The sequence below is a fragment of the Acidimicrobiia bacterium genome (genome assembly GCA_036271555.1).
In the GTDB taxonomy this organism is placed as follows: Bacteria; Actinomycetota; Acidimicrobiia; order IMCC26256; family PALSA-610; genus DATBAK01.
Map to the genome: position 1 here is coordinate 26,372 of DATBAK010000042.1, position 18,798 is coordinate 45,169.

The 18,798-nt window shown below is 71.2% G+C and carries 21 protein-coding genes; 19 read left to right on the forward strand and 2 right to left on the reverse strand.

What is annotated here, in order from left to right; all coding sequences use genetic code 11:
• Positions 1-3 precede the first annotated feature (3 nt).
• The 5 genes from xerD (at position 4) to VH914_11310 (ending at position 3,188) form a co-directional block, all read left to right on the forward strand.
• Positions 4-942 carry a site-specific tyrosine recombinase XerD gene (gene xerD / locus VH914_11290; GenBank protein HEX4491781.1) on the forward strand — a complete coding sequence of 313 codons (939 nt, stop codon included), beginning with the start codon at positions 4-6 and terminating at the stop codon, positions 940-942.
• A 206-nt stretch (positions 943-1,148) separates the two neighbouring features.
• Positions 1,149-1,490, forward strand: a complete 342-nt coding sequence (locus VH914_11295) for a TraR/DksA C4-type zinc finger protein (protein ID HEX4491782.1) — start codon at positions 1,149-1,151, stop codon at positions 1,488-1,490.
• A gap of 11 nt (positions 1,491-1,501) precedes the next feature.
• The gene (locus VH914_11300; GenBank protein HEX4491783.1) at positions 1,502-2,065 is read left to right on the forward strand and encodes a hypothetical protein; all 564 of its coding nucleotides are present in this window, start codon (positions 1,502-1,504) and stop codon (positions 2,063-2,065) included.
• A 258-nt stretch (positions 2,066-2,323) separates the two neighbouring features.
• Positions 2,324-2,710, forward strand: a complete 387-nt coding sequence (locus VH914_11305; protein HEX4491784.1) for a hypothetical protein — start codon at positions 2,324-2,326, stop codon at positions 2,708-2,710.
• Positions 2,711-2,831: 121 nt separating this feature from the next.
• A complete protein-coding gene (locus tag VH914_11310) occupies positions 2,832-3,188 on the forward strand; it encodes a hypothetical protein (GenBank protein ID HEX4491785.1) in 357 nt (118 codons plus the stop codon).
• 75 nt (positions 3,189-3,263) lie between these two features.
• On the opposite strand, the gene trpS is transcribed toward VH914_11310, so the two are convergent.
• Complete coding sequence (trpS, locus tag VH914_11315; protein ID HEX4491786.1) at positions 3,264-4,289, reverse strand: tryptophan--tRNA ligase; 1,026 nt, start codon at positions 4,287-4,289, stop codon at positions 3,264-3,266.
• A gap of 70 nt (positions 4,290-4,359) precedes the next feature.
• Between trpS and VH914_11320 the strand changes: the two genes are divergently transcribed.
• The 8 genes from VH914_11320 to VH914_11355 are packed head-to-tail and all read left to right on the forward strand — an operon-like array spanning position 4,360 to position 10,787.
• Positions 4,360-5,253, forward strand: a complete 894-nt coding sequence (locus tag VH914_11320; protein ID HEX4491787.1) for a ScpA family protein — start codon at positions 4,360-4,362, stop codon at positions 5,251-5,253.
• Positions 5,250-5,933: an SMC-Scp complex subunit ScpB gene (scpB, locus tag VH914_11325; GenBank protein ID HEX4491788.1), complete on the forward strand. Its 684-nt coding sequence runs from the start codon at positions 5,250-5,252 to the stop codon at positions 5,931-5,933. Before VH914_11320 ends, scpB begins: the two co-directional genes overlap by 4 nt.
• Positions 5,934-5,936: 3 nt before the next feature.
• Complete coding sequence (locus VH914_11330) at positions 5,937-6,686, forward strand: pseudouridine synthase (GenBank protein ID HEX4491789.1); 750 nt, start codon at positions 5,937-5,939, stop codon at positions 6,684-6,686.
• A gap of 11 nt (positions 6,687-6,697) precedes the next feature.
• Positions 6,698-7,060: a chorismate mutase gene (gene aroH / locus VH914_11335; protein HEX4491790.1), complete on the forward strand. Its 363-nt coding sequence runs from the start codon at positions 6,698-6,700 to the stop codon at positions 7,058-7,060.
• A complete protein-coding gene (locus VH914_11340; protein ID HEX4491791.1) occupies positions 7,057-8,175 on the forward strand; it encodes a prephenate dehydrogenase/arogenate dehydrogenase family protein in 1,119 nt (372 codons plus the stop codon). The genes aroH and VH914_11340 overlap by 4 nt, the downstream gene beginning before the upstream one ends.
• On the forward strand, positions 8,172-9,476 hold the full coding sequence (gene aroA, locus VH914_11345; protein ID HEX4491792.1) for a 3-phosphoshikimate 1-carboxyvinyltransferase: 1,305 nt from the start codon (positions 8,172-8,174) through the stop codon (positions 9,474-9,476). Before VH914_11340 ends, aroA begins: the two co-directional genes overlap by 4 nt.
• Positions 9,469-10,146: a (d)CMP kinase gene (gene cmk / locus VH914_11350; protein HEX4491793.1), complete on the forward strand. Its 678-nt coding sequence runs from the start codon at positions 9,469-9,471 to the stop codon at positions 10,144-10,146. Before aroA ends, cmk begins: the two co-directional genes overlap by 8 nt.
• Positions 10,143-10,787, forward strand: a complete 645-nt coding sequence (locus VH914_11355; protein ID HEX4491794.1) for a lysophospholipid acyltransferase family protein — start codon at positions 10,143-10,145, stop codon at positions 10,785-10,787. Before cmk ends, VH914_11355 begins: the two co-directional genes overlap by 4 nt.
• Here VH914_11355 and ispH read toward each other — a convergent pair.
• Positions 10,784-11,848 carry a 4-hydroxy-3-methylbut-2-enyl diphosphate reductase gene (ispH, locus tag VH914_11360; protein HEX4491795.1) on the reverse strand — a complete coding sequence of 355 codons (1,065 nt, stop codon included), beginning with the start codon at positions 11,846-11,848 and terminating at the stop codon, positions 10,784-10,786. The genes VH914_11355 and ispH overlap by 4 nt on opposite strands.
• 182 nt (positions 11,849-12,030) lie before the next feature.
• Between ispH and VH914_11365 the strand changes: the two genes are divergently transcribed.
• From VH914_11365 to VH914_11390, 6 genes are all read left to right on the forward strand, one after another.
• Entirely contained in the window at positions 12,031-13,530 is a 1,500-nt protein-coding gene (locus VH914_11365) for a DUF512 domain-containing protein (protein HEX4491796.1), read from the forward strand.
• A complete protein-coding gene (gene der / locus VH914_11370; protein ID HEX4491797.1) occupies positions 13,527-14,870 on the forward strand; it encodes a ribosome biogenesis GTPase Der in 1,344 nt (447 codons plus the stop codon). Before VH914_11365 ends, der begins: the two co-directional genes overlap by 4 nt.
• A 247-nt stretch (positions 14,871-15,117) precedes the next feature.
• Positions 15,118-15,780 (forward strand): TadE family protein, encoded by a 663-nt coding sequence (locus VH914_11375; protein HEX4491798.1) that lies wholly within the window; start codon positions 15,118-15,120, stop codon positions 15,778-15,780.
• Entirely contained in the window at positions 15,759-17,591 is a 1,833-nt protein-coding gene (locus VH914_11380) for a pilus assembly protein TadG-related protein (protein HEX4491799.1), read from the forward strand. The genes VH914_11375 and VH914_11380 overlap by 22 nt, the downstream gene beginning before the upstream one ends.
• 36 nt (positions 17,592-17,627) lie before the next feature.
• Entirely contained in the window at positions 17,628-18,545 is a 918-nt protein-coding gene (locus tag VH914_11385) for a hydroxymethylglutaryl-CoA lyase (GenBank protein ID HEX4491800.1), read from the forward strand.
• A 94-nt stretch (positions 18,546-18,639) separates the two neighbouring features.
• Positions 18,640-18,798, forward strand: a 159-nt coding sequence (locus tag VH914_11390; GenBank protein HEX4491801.1) for an acyl-CoA carboxylase subunit beta, incomplete at its 3' end; no start/stop codon positions are given.

The window sequence follows — 18,798 nt, forward strand, 5'->3', positions numbered from 1 at the left end:
GCGGTGCGCACGACGCTCGACGCGCTGTTCGCCGAGCACGAGATCTGGTTGACGGTCGAGCGCGGCCTCGCGCCGAACTCGCTCGCGGCGTACCGCCGCGACCTGCGTCGCTACGCGCAGTTCCTCTCCGACCAGGGCATCACCGACGCGCGCAAGATCGACGAGGACACGGTCGCCGCGTATGTCGACCACCTCGGGCGCGTGACCGTCGGCGACGACGACGCGCACCTCGCGCCGGCGTCGATCGCGCGCGGTCTCGTCGCGGTGCGCTCGTTCCATCGCTTCTGCGCGACCGAGGGCCTGCTCGAGCACGATCCGAGCGAGCAGGTCGGCGCGCCGCGCGTGCCGCAAGGGATTCCCAAGGCGCTCGACGAGCCCGAGGTCGAGGCGATCCTGCGCACCGTCGTCGGCGACGAGCCCCGCGCGCAACGCGACCGGGCGATCCTCGAGGTGCTGTACGCGACGGGCGTGCGCATCAGCGAGCTCGTCGGCCTCGATCTCGCCGACATCGATTTCGACGACGGCCTCGCGCGCGTGCTGGGCAAGGGCGACAAGGAACGCGTGGTGCCCATGGGACGCGCCGCGCGCTCCGAGCTCCGTCACTACTGCGGCGACGGCCGGCTCGCGCTGCGTTCGTCGCGCGTCGCGCGTCGCGACGCCGATGCCGTGTTCCTCAACGCGCGCGGCGGGCGCCTGACGCGGCAGGGTTGCTGGCAGCTCGTGCGGCGCGCGGGCGAGCGCGCGGGGCTCGGCGACCGGCTCTCGCCGCACGTGTTCCGTCACTCGTGCGCGACGCACATGCTCGATCACGGCGCCGACATCCGGGTCGTGCAGGAGCTGCTCGGTCACGCCAGCGTGTCGACCACACAGGTGTACACGAAGGTGTCACCCGAGCGTCTCCGCGCCGTGTACGAAGCCGCACACCCCCGTGCGCGGCACTGACGTGCCCCCGCCCGCTCGTTTGCCGGGCCGTCAGTACTCCTGAGCGGTATCCACGGCTCGCCAAATCATCGCGTCGACGTCGGTCGTTCACTGGATGCGCCATCGGCGAAGCGGTTGAACAGCAGACGCACGTTCACCGTGGCGTCGGCGGGATCGCGCATCGACGGGCGGGTCGGGCGGGTGGACCGCAGGTAAACTCGCTGCTCATGGTGGAAGCGACGGCCGCGGCGTCGTATCGGGAGCAGCTCGGCGCCGAGCGGGCTCGGATCCGCGAGCAGCTGGCGCACCTCGGCCACGACAGTGACCGCTCCGGGTTCGACGAGAACTTCGCCGACTCCGGTCAGGTGACCGCGGAGCGGGGCGAGGTCGAGGCGCTCGTCGGCAGCCTCCTCGAGGCGCTCGAGGACGTCGACCACGCGCTCGGCAAGCTCGATCGCGACGAATACGGTCGCTGCGAGGCGTGCGACGGGGCGATCTCCGACGCGCGCCTCGAAGCGATGCCGACGGCCCGCACGTGCATCGCGTGCGCGTCGCCGAAGCGGCGGTAGGGCAGCAACGCGTGGCGAGCGCCGCGCACCTCGTCTCTCGTTTCTTCGAGTCGCTGGTGCCCCGGAGGGTGTCGTCCGAGGAGCGAGACTGGGTCGAGCAGACGCTGCTGCCCGCCGAGCTCGCGCTCTGGACGCGCCTGCCGCGCGCGGATCAGCGGGAGTCGGTCGGGGTTGCGTACCGCACGCAGGCCGAGCTCGCGGGCACCGAGTACGCCGGCGACCCGCGCTGGTCGGCCGCCGCGCTGTTGCACGACGTCGGCAAGCTCGACGCCCGCTTCGGTCCGGTGCGGCGGGCGATCGCGACGCTGCTCGCGATCACGCTTGGCCCGCGGGTCGTGGAGAGCTGGGTCGACAAGAGCGGCTTCCGCCGCCGCTGCGCGCTCTACGTCTTCCACGACCAGCTCGGCGCCGACCGCGTGAAGCTCGCCGGCGGTCGCAAGGAAGCGGCGCTGTGGGCCGACGCGCACCACCGGCCCGCGATCTGGGACACCACCGGCCTCCCGCCCGTCGTGATGGCCGCGCTCGCCAAGGCCGACGGCGAGAAGGTGTCTGAGCCTTCTGATCGCGCTCGCTGACGCTCGCCGCTCCTGACGCCTCGGCCGCCTGCTCGGGGCGGCCCGCACGGCGAGCCCCCCGTTCCCGCGGGAACGAGCGATTGAAGTTTCGCAGCGCGATCTGCCGATACACGCGGCATCGACCGGGGGTACTACGTCAAGCTCGGGTCGGCGCCGCCTGACGGCGGCGCGTGGCCGGACGACGATCATCATCACGCGCCCGCGCACGGAGGCCGGTCGCGGGGGATCTCGTGGAGCCGAGTCGCCTTCGTCGTCCTCGTGGTCGTGGTCCTCGGGTGGGCCGCGCTCTCACCGGGCGGGCTCGAGGCGCGCCTGACCGGGGTCAACTCGGGTCTGCGGAACGCGGTTGCCGACATCACGCAGAACCGCGCGCTCGAGGACGCGTCGACCATGTTCGACGACTGGTACGCGCAGCAGGGGAGCTATCCGCAGAAGACGCAGTCCGACCTCGACGACGATCCGTCCGCGGCGTGGGGGGCGGGCATGGACGTCGAGTGGTGCTCGCCGCGTGCCGTCGTGCTCACGAGCCTCACGGTGTCGGGCACGGTCAGCCGGCTGCTGCTCGACGGGAAGCCGCGCGGCGACGTGTCCGGCAAGGTCGGCTGTCCGAAGGACCTCGATGACCCCGCACCCTGGTCGGGGTGACACCCGTCCGCTCCGGTCCCGGCGGGTCGCAGCCTCGACGCGACGAGCGACGCGCGCGGTTCCGCGGAGGTGACGTGGACGCGGACTGAAGGCGACCGTCATCGGTGCCGAAAGAGACGGCATGTTCTTTCTCGCCGGAATCGCGCCGGTCCTGCTGATCGCGGGGTCGATCGTCTTTCCGCTGATCCAGCGGAACCTGAGCAAAGTCGACATCACCGATGGCTACGTCCTGGTTCGCAACTTCCCCGGTCCGACACGCCGCATCCCGATCAGCGACATCAACCGCTTCGACCAGTTGGCTCGTCCAAACCCGTGGTCTCGAGTTCGACAGGTGAAGGTCGTGGCGCTGCTGACGAAAGGCCGCCCGGTGCCGGTGCTCGCGCTCGGCGACCCTGAGGAGAACGGCGCGGTTCCGTCGCTCAACAACCAGCTTGCCGACGCGCGGCGTTCTGTCGGTGGTCGTTCGGTCTGCGCTTGAGGGCGCTGGTGCAACACATCGCGTCGACGACCCGCGACCCGAGGTCGCGCAAGCGCCGGGCCGCGGCGGCTCGGCTCAGACGGGGCGAATGACGCGGGGGATCAGGCCGCACGCGGCGCGCACGCGTTCGAGCACGCCACCCGCAATCGCCTCGGCGATCCCTGCGCCCTGCGCGAGCAGCCGGTCGACCTCGCCGGGATCGCGCGCCAGCTCGTCGTAGCGCTCACGCACGGGCCGGAGGAACTCGACGATCGCGTCGGCGACCGTGGTCTTCAGCGCGCCGTAGCCCGAACCCGCGAAGTGGTCGACCGCGTCGTCGCGGGTCGCGCCGGTCGCGACCGCGTAGAGGTCGAGGAGGTTCGAGACCCCCGGCTTCTCTTCGGTGTCGTAACGAATCTCGCTGCCGCTGTCGGTGACCGCGGATTTCAGCTTCTTCGCGATCACCTCGGGCCGGTCGAGAACGAGCACCGTGCCCTGCGGTGAGGCCGCGGACTTCGACATCTTGTTGGTCGGAGTCTGCAGGTCCATGATCCGCGCCCCGATCTTGGGGAACGTCGCCTTGGGCACGACGAACGTGTCGCCGAACCGGTGGTTGAACCGGATCGCGAGATCGCGCGTGAGCTCGACGTGCTGGCGCTGGTCGTCGCCGACGGGCACCTCGTCGGTGTCGTAGAGCAGCACGTCGGCGGCCATGAGCACGGGGTAGACGAGCAGCCCGGCGGTCGAGGAGTCCTGGCCCTCCGATTTCTCCTTGAACTGGGTCATGCGCCGCAGCTCGCCGTACGTCGCGACACATTCGAGGATCCACGTGCCCTCGGTGTGCGCGGCGACCTGGCTCTGCACGAACACCACCGAGCGCGCGGGGTCGAGCCCGGCCGCGAACAGCAGGGTCGCGACCTCCCGTGTGCGTTGGCGAAGCGTCGCCGGGTCGTAGCCGACGGTCATGGCGTGCAGATCGACGACGCAGTGGATCGAGGAGTGGCTGGCGGCCTCGGCCGAACCGGCTGCCGGCTGCCCGTCGACCCAGCGGCGAACGGCCCCGACGTAGTTGCCGAGCTGCATCTCACCCGACGGCTGGATCCCCGAGAAGACACGAGTCATGGCGGCGGCATCGTACCGGCACGACCACGGGTGACACGGGTGTGATTCGCCACGGAGTAGGGTGATTTCGATGGGTTACGAGGTCCAGACGCCGGTCTTCGAGGGCCCCTTCGACCTACTGCTCCACCTGATTCTGCGGGAGGAGGTCGACCTCTTCGAGGTGAGCCTCGCCCGCATCGTCGACCGCTATCTCGACGAGATCGGGAAGCTCGATCGCCTCGACCTCGACATGGCGACCGAGTTCCTGCTCATCGCCGCGACCCTCGTCGACCTCAAGGCCCGCCGGCTCCTGCCCGGCCGCGAGGACGACCCCGATCTCGACGACGAGCTCTCCCGCTGGGACGAGCGCGACTACCTCATCGCGCGCCTGCTCGAGTGCAAGACGTTCAAGGACGCGTCGCAGCACCTGCTCCAGGTCATGCAGGACGCGCAGCGCTCTCTGGCGCGCGTCGCGGGGCCCGAAGAGCCGTTCGCGTCGCTCGCGCCCGACCCGCTCGAGCGGGTCAAGCTCGCCGACTTCCTCGCAGCCGCACAGCGCGGGCTCGCGCCGAAGGTCGAACCCGAGGTCCGCACCGATCACGTCGCGCCGGTGCGCGCGAGCGTGCGCGAGGCGATCGAGACCGTGCTCGCGCTCCTGCCGGAATCGGGCGCGGTCGATTTCCGCGACCTCGTCGTCGGCACGAGTGAGCGACTCGAGATCGTGGTGCGCTTCCTCGCCTGCCTCGAGCTGTACAAGCAGGGTCTCGTCGACCTCGAGCAGCTGACGACGTTCAGCGAGCTGCGCGTGCGTCCGCTCGCGATCGGTGAGCGCGCGGGCATCGACCTCGTGATCGATCCCGACTGGGACGACGAGCCGCTCGAGATGACGATCGTCGACGAGCTTGCCGGCGAGGAGCTCGCCGGCGAAGCACCGGCGGCCGAATCCGACGACGAACATGCCCACGTCGCCGAGGTACGCGCGTGAGCGACGGCGAGCACGAGCCCGAAGCGCCATCGACCGACTCCGAAGCGCGCCGCGCGATCGAGGCCGTGATCATGGCCGCGCCCGAGCCGGTTGCGCCCGACCTCCTCGCGCAGCTGGTCGAGATCTCGCACACCGCCGTCGAGGAGATCTGCGACGCGCTCGCTCAGGAGTACGCGCGCGACGGACGCGGTTTCGTGCTCGCGCGCGTCGCCGGCGGCTACCGCTTCCAGACCCACCCGGACCTGCACGCGTACGTCGAGCGCTTCGTGCTCGAGGGCCAGCACGCGCGCTTGTCGCCGGCCGCGCTCGAGACGCTTGCGATCATCGCCTACAAGCAACCGATCGGCCGCGCGCAGCTCTCCGCGATCCGTGGTGTGAACGTCGACGCGACCCTGCGCACGCTCGTGCAGCGCGGCTACGTCGAAGAGGTCGACCACGAACCGACTCCCGGCAATCCCGCGCGTTTCGGCACGACCGCGCTCTTCCTGCAACGCCTCGGCGTGAACAGCCTCACCGACCTGCCGTCGCTCGGCGACTTCATCCCCGACGCCGGTGTCGTCGAGGCGCTCGAACGCGGTCTACGCATCCCCGACGCCGGCGCGCCCCTGGCGCTCGACGACGAGGACGAAGAGGGCACGGTCGCCGTGGAGCACGCCGAGGGCGTCACGTCCGATCGCTGAGCCGTGAGCGAGTCCGAGGGCGATCGACTGCAGAAGGTGCTCGCGCGCGCCGGCCTCGGGTCGCGGCGCGTGTGCGAGGTCCTCATCGCCGCGGGACGGGTGACGGTCGACGGCGAGGTCGCGATGCTCGGCCGGCGGGTTGCCCTGGGGGCGCGCGTCGAGGTCGACGGCGTTCCGGTGCCGATCGCGGCCGACCTCGTGACGTACCTGCTCAACAAGCCCACCGGCGTCGTCACGACGACGAGCGATCCGCAGGGACGGGCGACGGTGAGCGCGCTCGTGCCGGCCTCGCCGCGCGTGTTCCCCGTCGGGCGGCTCGACTACGACAGCGAAGGCCTGCTGCTGCTCACGAACGACGGCGAGCTCACGCAGTTGCTGACCCACCCGCGTCACGGTGTGCCGAAGGCGTATCTCGCCGAGGTGATCGGCGTGCCGAGCGCCGGGGAGCTGCGGCGGCTGCGCGAGGGCGTCGAGCTCGACGACGGCATGACCGCGCCCGCGCGCGTTGCGATCGTCGCCCGGCGCGACGACTCGGCCGCGGTCGAGATCGTGATCCACGAAGGTCGCAACCGGCAGGTCCGGCGGATGTGCGAGGCCATCGGGCATCCCGCCACCCGGCTCGTCCGGACGCGCATCGGACCGCTCAGCGACGCGCGGCTCGCGCCCGGAGCGTGGCGCGTGCTCGACGCACCCGAGGTTCATGCGCTGTACGCGGCGGCCGCGGTCGGAGGACCGCGCGACGCCCCGCGGTAGCCTCCGGCCCCGTGAGGCTGCTGGCGCTGCGGGGCGCAATCACCTGTGCCGAGAACTCGAAGGCCGAGATCGACACCAAGACCCAGCGGCTGGTCCGGGAGATGCTCAAGCGCAACGCACTCGTGCACGACGAGATCGTGAGCGTCATCTTCACCGCGACCGACGATCTCACCGCCGAGTTCCCCGCCGCCGCGGCGCGCGCGATCGGTCTCGGCGACGTGCCGTTGCTCTGCGCGCGCGAGCTCAACATCGACCACGGCATGGCGCGCTGCATCCGTGTGCTCATGCACCTCCAGGTCGAGGGTCCGCGCGCCCCGCTGCACCACGTGTACCTCGAGGGTGCGCGCTTGCTCCGCGACGACCTTCCCGAGTGAGCGCGACGACCGGCGCGCCTCCGCGCGTGCGACGCGTCGCGGTGCTCGGGACCGGGCTCATCGGCGGCTCGATCGGGCTCGCGCTCGCGCGCCGGTCGGTCGAGGTGGTCGGCTTCGACGCGTCCTCCGAGCGGCTCGAGCGCGCGCGCGAGCTCGGAGCAGTCACGAAGGTCGCCGGCTCGCTCGCGGATGCCGTGCGCGGCGTCGATGTCGCGGTCGTCGCGGTGCCCGTCGGCCACATCGGCGCGCTGGCGACCGAGGCCCTGGCCGCGGGCGCACGGGTCGTCACGGATGTCGGCTCGGTGAAGGCGCCGGTGGTCGCGGCGATCGTGGCCGCGTGTCCCGACCGCGCCGCGCACTTCGTCGGCGGGCACCCGATGGCGGGGTCGGAGCAGGACGGCGTCGACGGCGCGGACCCGGATCTCTTCGTCGGCGCCAGCTGGGTGCTCACGCCGACGGCAGCCACCGATCCCGACGCGTTCACCGTCGTACGGTCGCTCGTCGGGATGGTCGGTGCGGAGGCGATCGCGGTCGAGCCCGAACGTCACGACGCGCTCGTCGCGCTCGTGAGCCACGTTCCGCAGCTCGCGGCGTCGACCCTGATGGACGTTGCGGGCAGCGCGGGTGAGGAGCACCGCACGCTCATGCGGCTCGCCGCGGGCGGCTTCCGCGACATGACGCGCATCGCGGCCGGTCATCCCGGCATCTGGCCCGACATCCTGAGTGCGAACCGCGACGCGGTGCTGCGCGCGCTCGACGACTACGTCGCCGCGCTCGGCGCGGTACGCACGCTCGTCGAGTCCGGCTCGCGCGACGGCATCCTCGATCTCCTCGAGCGCGCCCGCCGCGCGCGCCGCAGCCTCCCCGTCGGCACACCGCCGCCCGAGGAGCTCGTGGAGCTGCGCATCCCGGTCGCCGACCGGCCCGGCGCGATCGCAGAGGTCACGACGCTCGCGGGCCGGCTCGGGATCAACGTGTTCGACTTCGAGATCGCGCACTCGGGCGAAGGTGGTTCCGGTGTCATCGTGCTCGTGACCGCGGCGACGGGCGTCGACGAGCTCGAGTCCGGCCTCGTGGAGATCGGCTACCACGTGTCGCGCGGAGCACTCACGTGAGCGCGAGCGCGAACGAGATCACCGTCGGCGGCGCCCGCCCGCTGCGGGGTCGGTTGCGCGTTCCCGGCGACAAGTCGATCTCGCACCGCGCCTTGCTGTTCGCCGCGATCGCCGACGGTCGCAGCACGGTCACCGGGCTCGCGACCGGCGACGACGTCGCGTCGTCGCGCGCCGCGATCGAGCTGCTCGGCGTGCGCGCGAAGGGCACGACCGAGCGGCTGACGATCACGGCGAGCGGGTTCGACGGCTTGCGCGAGCCCGGTGGCGTGGTCGACTGCGGTAACTCGGGCACGAGCATGCGCGTGCTGTCGGGCCTGCTCGCGGGCCGGCCGTTCCTCTCAGTGCTCGACGGCGACGCGTCGCTGCGCCAGCGGCCGATGGCGCGCGTCGTCGAGCCCCTGCGAGCGATGGGTGCGACGATCGACGCGCGCGCCGACGGCACGCTCGCGCCGATCGCGATCCGTGGCGGCGGGTTGCGCGGTGGATCGTTCACACCGAGTGTCGCGAGCGCGCAGGTGAAGAGCGCGCTCGTGCTCGCGGGCCTGCAGGCGTCGGGCCCGATCGAGATCACCGAGCTCGCGCCGAGCCGCGATCACACCGAGCGCATGCTCGCCGCACTCGGCGCGCCGGTGACGGTCGGCGACGGTGTCGTGCGCGTCGGCGCGGGACAACCTCAGGCGTTCGAGCTCGCCGTGCCCGGCGATCCGTCGTCGGCGGCGTTCTTCGTCGTCGCCGCGTGCATCACGCCGGGTTCGGAGCTCGTGATCGACGACGTCGCGCTCAATCCTTCGCGCATCGCGTTCGTCGACGTGCTCCGACGTATGGGCGCCGACATCGACGTCGAGGAGGTCGAGGTGCGGGTGGGCGAGCCGGTCGGCTCGATCACCGTGCGCGCCGCCGACCTGCACGGAACCGAGATCGCAGGCGCCGAAGTCGTCGCGGTGCAGGACGAGATCCCCGCGCTCGCGGTCGCAGCCGCGTTCGCCGACGGCGTCACCGACATCCGCGACGCCGCGGAGCTGCGCGTGAAGGAGAGCGACCGCATCGGGACGGTCGAGCAGGAGCTCGGTCAGCTCGGCATCGGCGTGGAGTCGCGCGCCGACGGCCTGGCGATCCGCGGCGGCCGACCGCAGGCCGCAACGATGAAGGGCCATGGCGATCACCGCATCGCGATGGCCGCCGCGATCGCGGGGCATGCCATCGAAGCCGACTCGACGGTGCGGGGCTGGTCGATCGCGGCGGTGTCGTATCCGACCTTCCTCGACGATCTCGCGAGCGTGACCGGCGGCGGCCATGACTGACGGCGTGGGCGACCCGATCGTCGCGATCGACGGGCCGTCGGGCTCGGGGAAGTCGACCGTGGCGCGCGGCGTCGCGACCCGACTCGGCTACGACGTCCTCGACACCGGCGCGATGTACCGCGTGGTCACGCTGCTCGTGCTCGACGGCGGTGTCGAACCCGACGACGGCGCGGCGGCGGCGAAGCTCGCCGAGGCGATGGATCTGGAGCTGGGGGAGTCGACGCGAGTCGACGGCCGTGACGTGAGCGCCGCCATTCGCGGGCCCGAGGTGACCGCGGCGGTGTCGACGGTGTCGGCCCATCCCGCGGTGCGCGCGGTGCTGGTTGCGCGCCAGCGCGCGTGGGTCGCGCAACGGGGCGGTGGTGTCGTCGAAGGGCGCGACATCGGTACCGTCGTGTTCCCCGACGCGCGCGTGAAGGTGTACCTGACCGCGAGCGACGAGGAGCGCGCCCGGCGCCGTCAGCGTGACGAGCACGCGGCCGATCGCAGGGTCGAAGTCGACTCGGTGCACGCCGACCTCGCGCGCCGCGACGCAATCGACTCGAACCGCAAGGTGTCGCCGCTCCAGGCCGCACCCGACGCGCTCGTGCTCGACACGACCGGTCGCGCGGTCGACGCCGTCGTCGACGAGATCGTGGCGCGCTGGGACGCAGCCGGGAGGACGGCGTGACGTTCTACCGCTTCGTGCGCTTCTTGGTCGTCGGCTACGTGCGGGTGGTGTACCGCGCGCGGGTCATCGGGCGCGAGCACGCGCCGAGCGGCCCGTACGTGATCGCGCCGACGCACCGCTCGATGCTCGACATCCCGCTCGTGGGCGCGATCACGACCCGCCGCGTCCGCTTCATGGGGAAGCAGTCGTTGTTCCGCGTGCCCGTGCTCGGCGCGATCTTCTCGGCCCTCGGCGGCTACGCGGTCGCGCGCGACGGATCCGACTTCGGTCCCGTGCGCGAGTCGTTGAAGATGCTCGCGACCGGAGAGCCGGTTGTGGTGTATCCCGAAGGCACGCGCCAGCACGGACCGGAGATCGCACCGCTCCAGCCGGGTGCGGTGTACCTCGCGCTCAAGGCCAACGTGCCGATCCTGCCGGTCGGCATCGCGGGCGTGGAGGAGACGTTCCGCAGCCGGAAGCGCTGGTCCTGGGGCTTCGGGCGCATCGTCGTGGTCGTGGGCGAGCCGATCGTTCCGCCGCCGCGCGAGAGCTCGGTGGTGAAGCGCGCGGTGGTCGACGAGATGTCGGCCGACCTGCGCGTCACCCTCCAACGACTCTTCGACGAGGCCTACCGCATCCGCGACGGCACGGCCCGGGTCTAGCCGAGGTCGGTCAGCACGTCGGAGGCGTCGATCGAGCGGTCGGCGCCGAACGGACCGCCGGCGTCGCGGGCGCGGCGAGGGTCGCCGCCGACGACGAAGGCAGCCGCGGCGTCGAACGCGGGCAACAGCTCGCGCAGCTCGCGCGGCGGTGGGAAGTACTCGTCCTCGTCGGTCACGCGGACATGGGTGACGCCGGCGCGCGGATCGAGCAGCGCGATCACGCCGTCGACGAGCTCTTCGGGCGCGCTCGCGCCCGCGGTCACGCCGACGACGCGCGCGTCGCCGAGTACCGCGAGGTCGAGCTCAGCGGGTCCGTCGACGCGCAGGACGAGCGGGCACCCCGCGTCGGCCGCGACGCGCGTCAGCGCGATCGTGTTCGACGAGTTCGCGCTGCCGATCACGATCACCGCGTCGGCGTCGCGTGCGATGCGCTGCAGCGCGGCTTGCCGGTTGGTCGTCGCGAAGCAGAGGTCGTCGCGCGACGCGGTCCACAACGACGGCACGTGCTCGCGCGTGCGCTCGAGCAGTCCCTGCCACTCGGTGTGCGAGAGCGTCGTCTGCGCGAGCATCGCGACACCGGCGTCGGCGTCGAGCCCGCGCAGAGCGTCATCGAGCCCGGCCTCGTTCTCGACGAGTCGAATCGACTCGGGCGCGACCGCGACGGTGCCGACCGCCTCGTCGTGTCCCGCATGGCCGACGTAGAGGACGCGGTAGCCCTTCTGCGCGCGCACCTTCGCCTCGTGGTGCACCTTGGTGACGAGCGGGCACACCGCGTTCACGACGTAGCGATTGCGCGAGCGGGCCTCGGCGACGACCTCGGGCGCGGAGCCGTGGGCCGACAGCATGAGCGGCGCACCCTCGGGCACTTCCGACAGGTCGTCGACGAAGATCACGCCGAGGTCGCGGAACCGGTCGACGACGACCCGGTTGTGCACGATCTCGTGGTAGCAGTAGACGGGCGGCTCGAAGGCGCGCACCATCCACGCGAGCGCCTTGATCGCCATCTCCACGCCGGCACAGAAGCCCCGCGGCTCGGCCAGCAACACCTGCTCCACGGCCACGAAACCAGGATACGAGCGGACGCGCGACCGGCTGGGCTCGGGAGCCTCGGCGCGAGTCACTCCACACGGCCGAAGGCGTGAGCGGAGCGAGCGTCGAGGCTCGCCCGCGAGCCGTGCGAGCCCGCGACCCGGAAGGGAGCCGGTGAAGGAGCGAGTGAGACCGCTCCGTAGACTGGTCGGCCGTGCCACCCGCCCGTGTCGTCGCCGTCACCTCCGAGTCCTACGCCGCAACCGCGGGACTCCTCGCGGGCGACGAGATCCTCACGGTCAACGGCGAGGACCTGCGCGACGTCATCCGCTACCAGCTGCAGGTCGACGAGCCCGTCGTCGAGCTCGAAGTGCGTCGTGGCGGGCTCGAGCGGACGGTCGTCGTCGACAAGCCCGCGGGTGCTCCGCTCGGGCTCGAGCTCGCGAGCGCGGTGTTCGACCGCGTGCGCACCTGCGACAACCACTGCCCGTTCTGCTTCATCTACCAATTGCCGAAGGGCATGCGGAAGAGCCTGTCGTTGAAGGACGACGACTACCGGCTCTCGTTCCTCTACGGGAACTTCACGACGCTCACACGATTCACCGAGGCCGACCTCGAACGCGTCGTGACCGAGAAGCTCAGTCCCCTGTACGTGAGCATCCACGCGACCGACCCCGACGTGCGCACGCGTCTGCTGCGCAACCGGCGCGGGGCGACGAGCCTGCGCTGGCTCGCGCAACTGCTCGCGGCGGGCGTCGAGGTGCACGGTCAGGTGGTCGTGTGCCCGGGCCTCAACGACGGCGACGTCCTCGAGGACACGATGCTCGGGATCCTCGACCGATTCCCCGAGCTCGCGTCCGTCGGAGTCGTGCCGCTCGGTGTGAGCGCGCACTCGCGTGAGCCGGAGCTGCGGTTCCACACACCTGCGGAGGTCGCGCGCACGCTCGACACCGTCGAGCACTGGCAGGAGGTGTTCCGGCGCGCGCTCGGCCGGCGCGTGGTGTTCGCGTCCGACGAGTACTACCTGCTCGCCGGACGCCCGTTCCCCGACGCCGCGCACTACGAAGGCTTCGTGCAGCACGAGAACGGCATCGGCATGGCGCGCGCGTTCACCGACGAAGTGCGCGACGCGCTCGACGGTGGCGACGGCATCGGTCGCCGGCCGCGTGCGGGCTTCTTCGCGTGGGTCGACGGTGCGCCCGCCGACGGCTACCGCGCGCCGCGCACCACCAAGGCCGGCACGGTCGTCGGGACGCCGGGCGCGCGTCGTATCGCCATCCTCACCGGTGAGCTCGGCGCACCGGTGCTCGCGCCGCTCGTCGACGACCTCACCGCGCACGCGGGCACCGACGTCCGGTTGCTCACGGTGCGCAACGACTTCTTCGGCGGCAACATCGGCGTCACCGGTCTGATGACGGGTGCCGATATCGGTGCCGCGCTCGAATCGCAACCCGAGCACGACCGCTACCTGCTGCCCGATGTCGCGCTCTCGCAGGGCCGCTTCCTCGACGGCACGACGCTCGCGCAGCTCCCGCGCGTCGTCGAGGCGATCCCCACCGACGGCCGCGCGCTGGTGGAGGCCCTGCAACCTTCGGTCACTCCTTCGCCGGCTCCCCTCCGGGTCGCCGACTCGCACGTTCGCTGGCGAGCCTCGACGCTCGCTCCGCTCGCGCCTTCGGCCGCGTGGGAGAGCGCGACGGCCGAGCGCGAATGAACGATCGACTTCCCGTCATCGCCGTCGTCGGGCGACCGAACGTCGGCAAGTCGACGCTCGTCAACCGGATCGTCGGCAAGCGCGACGCGATCGTGCAGGAGCGTCCGGGCGTCACGCGCGACCGCAAGGAGTTCGTCTCGGAGTGGGCGGGGCGGCGGTTCCTCGTCGTCGACACCGGCGGTTGGATCCGAGCGGGGGAGTCGGGACTGACCGACGAGGACCCCGCGCTCGCGGCGAAGGTGAGCGAGCAGGCCGAGCGCGCGATGCGCGAGGCCGACGCGATCGTGCTCGTCGTCGACGTCAACGTCGGGGTCACCGAAGAAGACGCGCGCGTCGCCCGCGTGCTGCGCACCGCAACCGTCCCGGTGCTCGTCGTCGCGAACAAGGTCGACGACGAACGTCGCGTCGGCGCGGTGTGGGAGTTCGCGAAGCTCGCGCTCGGCGATCCGATGCCGGTGTCGGCGCTGCACGGCCGCGAGAGCGGCGACTTCCTCGACGCGCTCGTGGCTGCGCTGCCCCCGGAGCCGGCGGCCGATGCCGAGGAAGAAGCGGGCGACAAGATCTTCTCGATCGCGATCGTCGGCCGTCCGAACGTCGGCAAGTCGACGTTGTTCAACCGGCTCGTCGGCGAGGAGCGGTCGGTCGTGCACGACCTGCCGGGCACGACGCGTGACGCGGTCGACACCGTGATCGAGACCGAGGACGGTCCGCTCCGATTCGTCGACACCGCGGGCATGCGCCGGCGCAGCAAGGTCGACGAACCGACCGAGTACTACAGCGTCGTGCGCGCGCTGCAGGCCGTCGACCGCGCCGACGCATGTCTGTTCGTGATCGACGGCACCGTCGGCGTCACGAACCAGGACCAGCGGCTCGCGGAGCGGGTCGACGCCTCGGGCACCGCGATCGTCATCGTCCTCAACAAGTGGGATCTGCTCGGCACCGAGGCCCGGGCCGAGCTCCGCCGGAGGGTCGAGCGCGACCTCGCGTTCCTCGGCTACGCGCCGGTGCTGCCGATCTCGGCGCTCACCGGCAGCAAGGTCGTCAGCCTGCTCCCCGCCCTGCGCAACGCGGAGCGGGCGTATCACGGTCGCATCCCGACGGGGGCGCTCAACCGCGTGCTGCGCGACGCCCAGGCCGCGCACCCGCCGCCGCTCGAGGGCCGCCGCCGGCCGCGGATCCTCTACGCGACGCAGGGTGCCAGCGACCCGCCGACGGTCACGCTGTTCACGAGCGGCACGCTGCCGGCCACCTACCTGCGTTACCTCGAGCGCCGGCTGCGCGAGTCGTTCGACGTCGGGCCGACGCCGCTGAAGCTGCGGGTCCGCCGCCAGCGCAACTGAGCCCCGAGCGGCCGCGCTCCTGAGAGAACCGCCCCTCGCCTGATCCGTTCGGCCCATTGTGGCCACGGACCGTGGGTCGCACGATGCCGAGGGTGGGTTCTCGGCTCGATGCGGCCGTTCGCAGCGCCAGCCCTGCCTGAGAGGCGGGCCGCGACCTCTGAACCGCCGTCCAAAGCCGCCGATGGAACAGGTACCGCGATCGGTGCCGCGAGACGGATGGTGGCAGAGAATGCGCAACGTACGAAGCTTGGCGACGGCCGTTCGGCGGCGATTGGGTCGAGCGCGCGGCGAAGACGGTGAGCGCGGCGCGGTCCTCGTCGAGGCCGCGATCGTGATCCCGCTCCTCATGCTGATCACGCTCGGCATCATCGAGTACGGCAGCGCGTACCAGCAGGACGCCGCGGTCGCCGCGGCGTCGCGCTCCGGTGCACGCGTTGCGTCGGCGCTGCCGAAGACGGACTTCGGATGCACGCCCGTCACCTCGTGCTCCGGTGGCGGAACCGATTCCGCGGTCACGGTGGCGAACGCGGTCTCGACCGCGCTGCAATCGGTCGGTTCCGCGGCACCGCAGAAGTTGGTCATCTACGACGCCGACCCCGACGCCGACGGCAACGGCGCGCCGAACTTCACGGGCTGCACGCACTGCATGACGTACACCTGGAACACGAGCACGAAGCAGTTCAACACGACGAAGAGCAGCGGAACCGGCTGGCTCTCGACAGGTCAGTACGCGTGCGCGGCCAACACCAACCCTCACGGCGACGTCGGCCCCGAAGCCATCGGCGTCTACGTGCAGATGACGCACACCGCGGTGACGCATCTCTTCGGTGGCAACAAGACCCTGAGCGGCACGACGGTCATGCGCTTCGAGCCGAACGTCTCGAGCACGTGCGCCAACACGACGACATGACCGACGAGCTCACCGTCGAGACCGAGCGGGTCGGTCGCATCGCGCGTTTCCTTCGTGCGCGGAAGGAACGCGACGAGAGCGGCCTCGCGCTCGTGTGGACGGCGGTCTTCATGATCGTCATCGTGGCGGTCGTGGGCCTCGCGATCGACATGGGGCGCGGCTACTTCGTCGCCCAGAAGGCGCAGAACGCGGCCGACGCCGCCGCCCTCGCCGGCACCATCTACCTGCCTGCCGACGTGACGACCGCGTACAGCGCCGCGCAGAGCGTCGCGTCGTCGAACGGCTTCACGAACGGTGGCTCGAACAGCACCACGGTGACGACGCTGCAGCAGACGACGATCTCGCAGCTCAAGGTCACCGTGCAGACGAAGGTCAACACTTGGTTCGCGAAGGCGATCGGTTTCAAGACGCTGACGATCAAGAAGAGCGCCACGGCCGACTACCGCCCGCCGGTCGACATGGGCAGCCCGTCGGCTCAGTACGGGAACGATCCCGAGTCGAGCGGCGTCGCCGGTTCCAGCACGACGTATCCGAACTTCTGGGGCAACATCTCGGGCCCGGATACACCGAAGGGCAACGGTGACGCCTACCAGGCCGGCGACTGCGACTCGTCCGACACCTGCACCTCCGCGCCGGCCGATACGTCGTGCGGGTACACCGGAACGAACAGCGACTACTCGTGCGACGGCTACTACTACACCGTTCAGGTCTCCACCGCGACGACGCAGTTGAAGCTCCAGGCGTTCGACCCCGCCATGGTCGCGGTCGGCGACTCGTGCGGCTCGAACGACGACAGCAGCAACCTCACGGGCGCGGCCGCGCTCACGTCGACGAAGGTGAAGGGCTGGCCTTCGGGCGTGACGTTCAACGCGAGCACGCGGTACAAGTACGTCACCACGGCGAGCGACCCGACCGACGCGGGTCAGCGGTACTGCACCGGTGACCACACCTTCGACAACGGCGCCAGCCACATCACCACGACCTACACCGTCTACGGCCCGGCATCGGTGCCGAACGACCCGACGAGCGTGCCCGCGACGCCGATCTGCAGGAAGAGCTATCCGGCGTGGTTCGGCGACCTCGCCGCCGGGTTGCAGAGCACCACGAAGCAAGCGGTGACGGTGAACGGCGCGGCGAGCACCGAGTACCTCGCGCAGTACTTCCGCCAGTGGGACACGATCTGCTCGAGCACGATCAACGCGAAGGCGAACAGCTACTACTTCATCAACGTTCGGACGAACCTCACGACGAACGGGCAGGCGAATACGGAGGGCGACGGGTCGAACCGGTTCGCGCTGCGGGCCTGCTCCAACACGACGTGTCCGACGGGCAACGCCTCGATCTACGGCAACGGCAACATGGGCGTGTACGCCAACGTCGGTGGCGGTGTGTCGACGTCGTTCTACCTCGCTCGCCTGCTGCCCGGCGACGCCGGTCTCACCCTGAGCGTCGACCTGTTCGACATCGGTGACGCCAGCTCGACCGGCACGCTCACGATCGTTCCGCCGCCGGACGGGAAGAACGGCACCAAGACGCTGACGTTGAGTGGGTGCACCATCCAAGTCGGATCGGGCCACTCGTTCGTCGCGACGAACGGCAGTACGGGGTGCCAGGAGACCGGCGTCAACAGCGGTGACTACAACGGGAAATGGGTCGAGATCGACGTGCCCATCCCTGGCGGGTACACGTGCACGACGACCGTGGCGACGAACTGCTGGTTCAAGATCAACTACCAGTTCTCCGGCTCGATCGACGACTCGACGTCGTGGACCGCGTCGCTCGGCGGCGACCCCGTCCGCATCGTCCTGTAGCGCCGGCCGCGTCGCGGCCGCCCTAGCCTGAGGCTCATGCGTTCGCTCCCCGCGCGTGCCGATGTGCGAGAGGTCGGTCCGCGCGACGGGCTCCAGAACGAGCCGCCGGTTCCGGTCGACGCGCGCGTGCGGCTCATCGACGCGCTCTCGCAGACCGGGTTGCGGCGGATCGAGGCTGCATCGTTCGTCGCGCCGAAGGCGATCCCGGCGATGGCCGGTAGCGAGGACGTGATGGCGCGCATCACGCGCGCGCCCGGAGTCGTGTACTCGGCACTCGTGCCGAACGTGCGCGGCGCGGAGCGCGCGCTGGCCGCGCAGGCCGACGAGATCCAGCTCGTCGTCAGCGCGAGCGAGACGCACAACCTGAAGAACGTGCGCCGAACGGTCGCGGAGTCGCTCGTCGCGGCGTCGGAGCTCACGGCCTTGTCGCACGGCGCGGGCGTGCCGGTCGAGGCGATCGTGTCGACCGCGTTCGGCTGTCCGTACGAAGGCGACATCGCGCCGGAGCGCGTGGCGCAGGTCGCGGGTCATCTCGTCGACGCGGGCGCCGACCGCCTGTCGTTCGGCGACACCACGGGCATGGCGACGCCGCGTCGCGTCGACGATCTGTTGGACGCGCTCGCGGGTGCCGGCATCGACATCACAACGGTCGGGCTCCACTTCCACGACACGCGCGGCACTGCGCTCGCGAACGTGCTCGCGGCGCTGGAGCGTGGCGTCACGCGATTCGACGCGTCGATCGGCGGCCTCGGCGGCTGTCCGTACGCGCCGGGCGCGTCGGGGAACGCGGTCACCGAGGACCTCGTGCACATGCTCGGAGACCTCGGCGTCGAGACCGGCATCGACCTCGACGCGTTGATCGGCTGCGCGCGGCTCGCGCAAGAGATCGTCGGGCGGGAGCTGCCGAGCGCGATGCTCCACGCCGGCCCCCGACTCGCGCGAGCGGCGTCGTGAGCGAGCGGACGAGAACGCGGAGACGCGCCGGCAGCTGTGCGACCGCGAGCGGGGCCCGAGCGGCTCGGCGTCGTCGGCCCCGGAAGCGGGAATCGTGAGCGATTCCCGCTCGGAGTACGAGCGCGTCGCCGACGCGACCGAGCGCGCGCTCGCGGGCAACCTCGCGAAGGGCGCCGGCAAGCTCGCGGAGCAGGGCAAGCGGTTCGTGCGCGACCGCCTCGCGCTGCTGCTCGACGAGGGGTCGTTCGTCGAG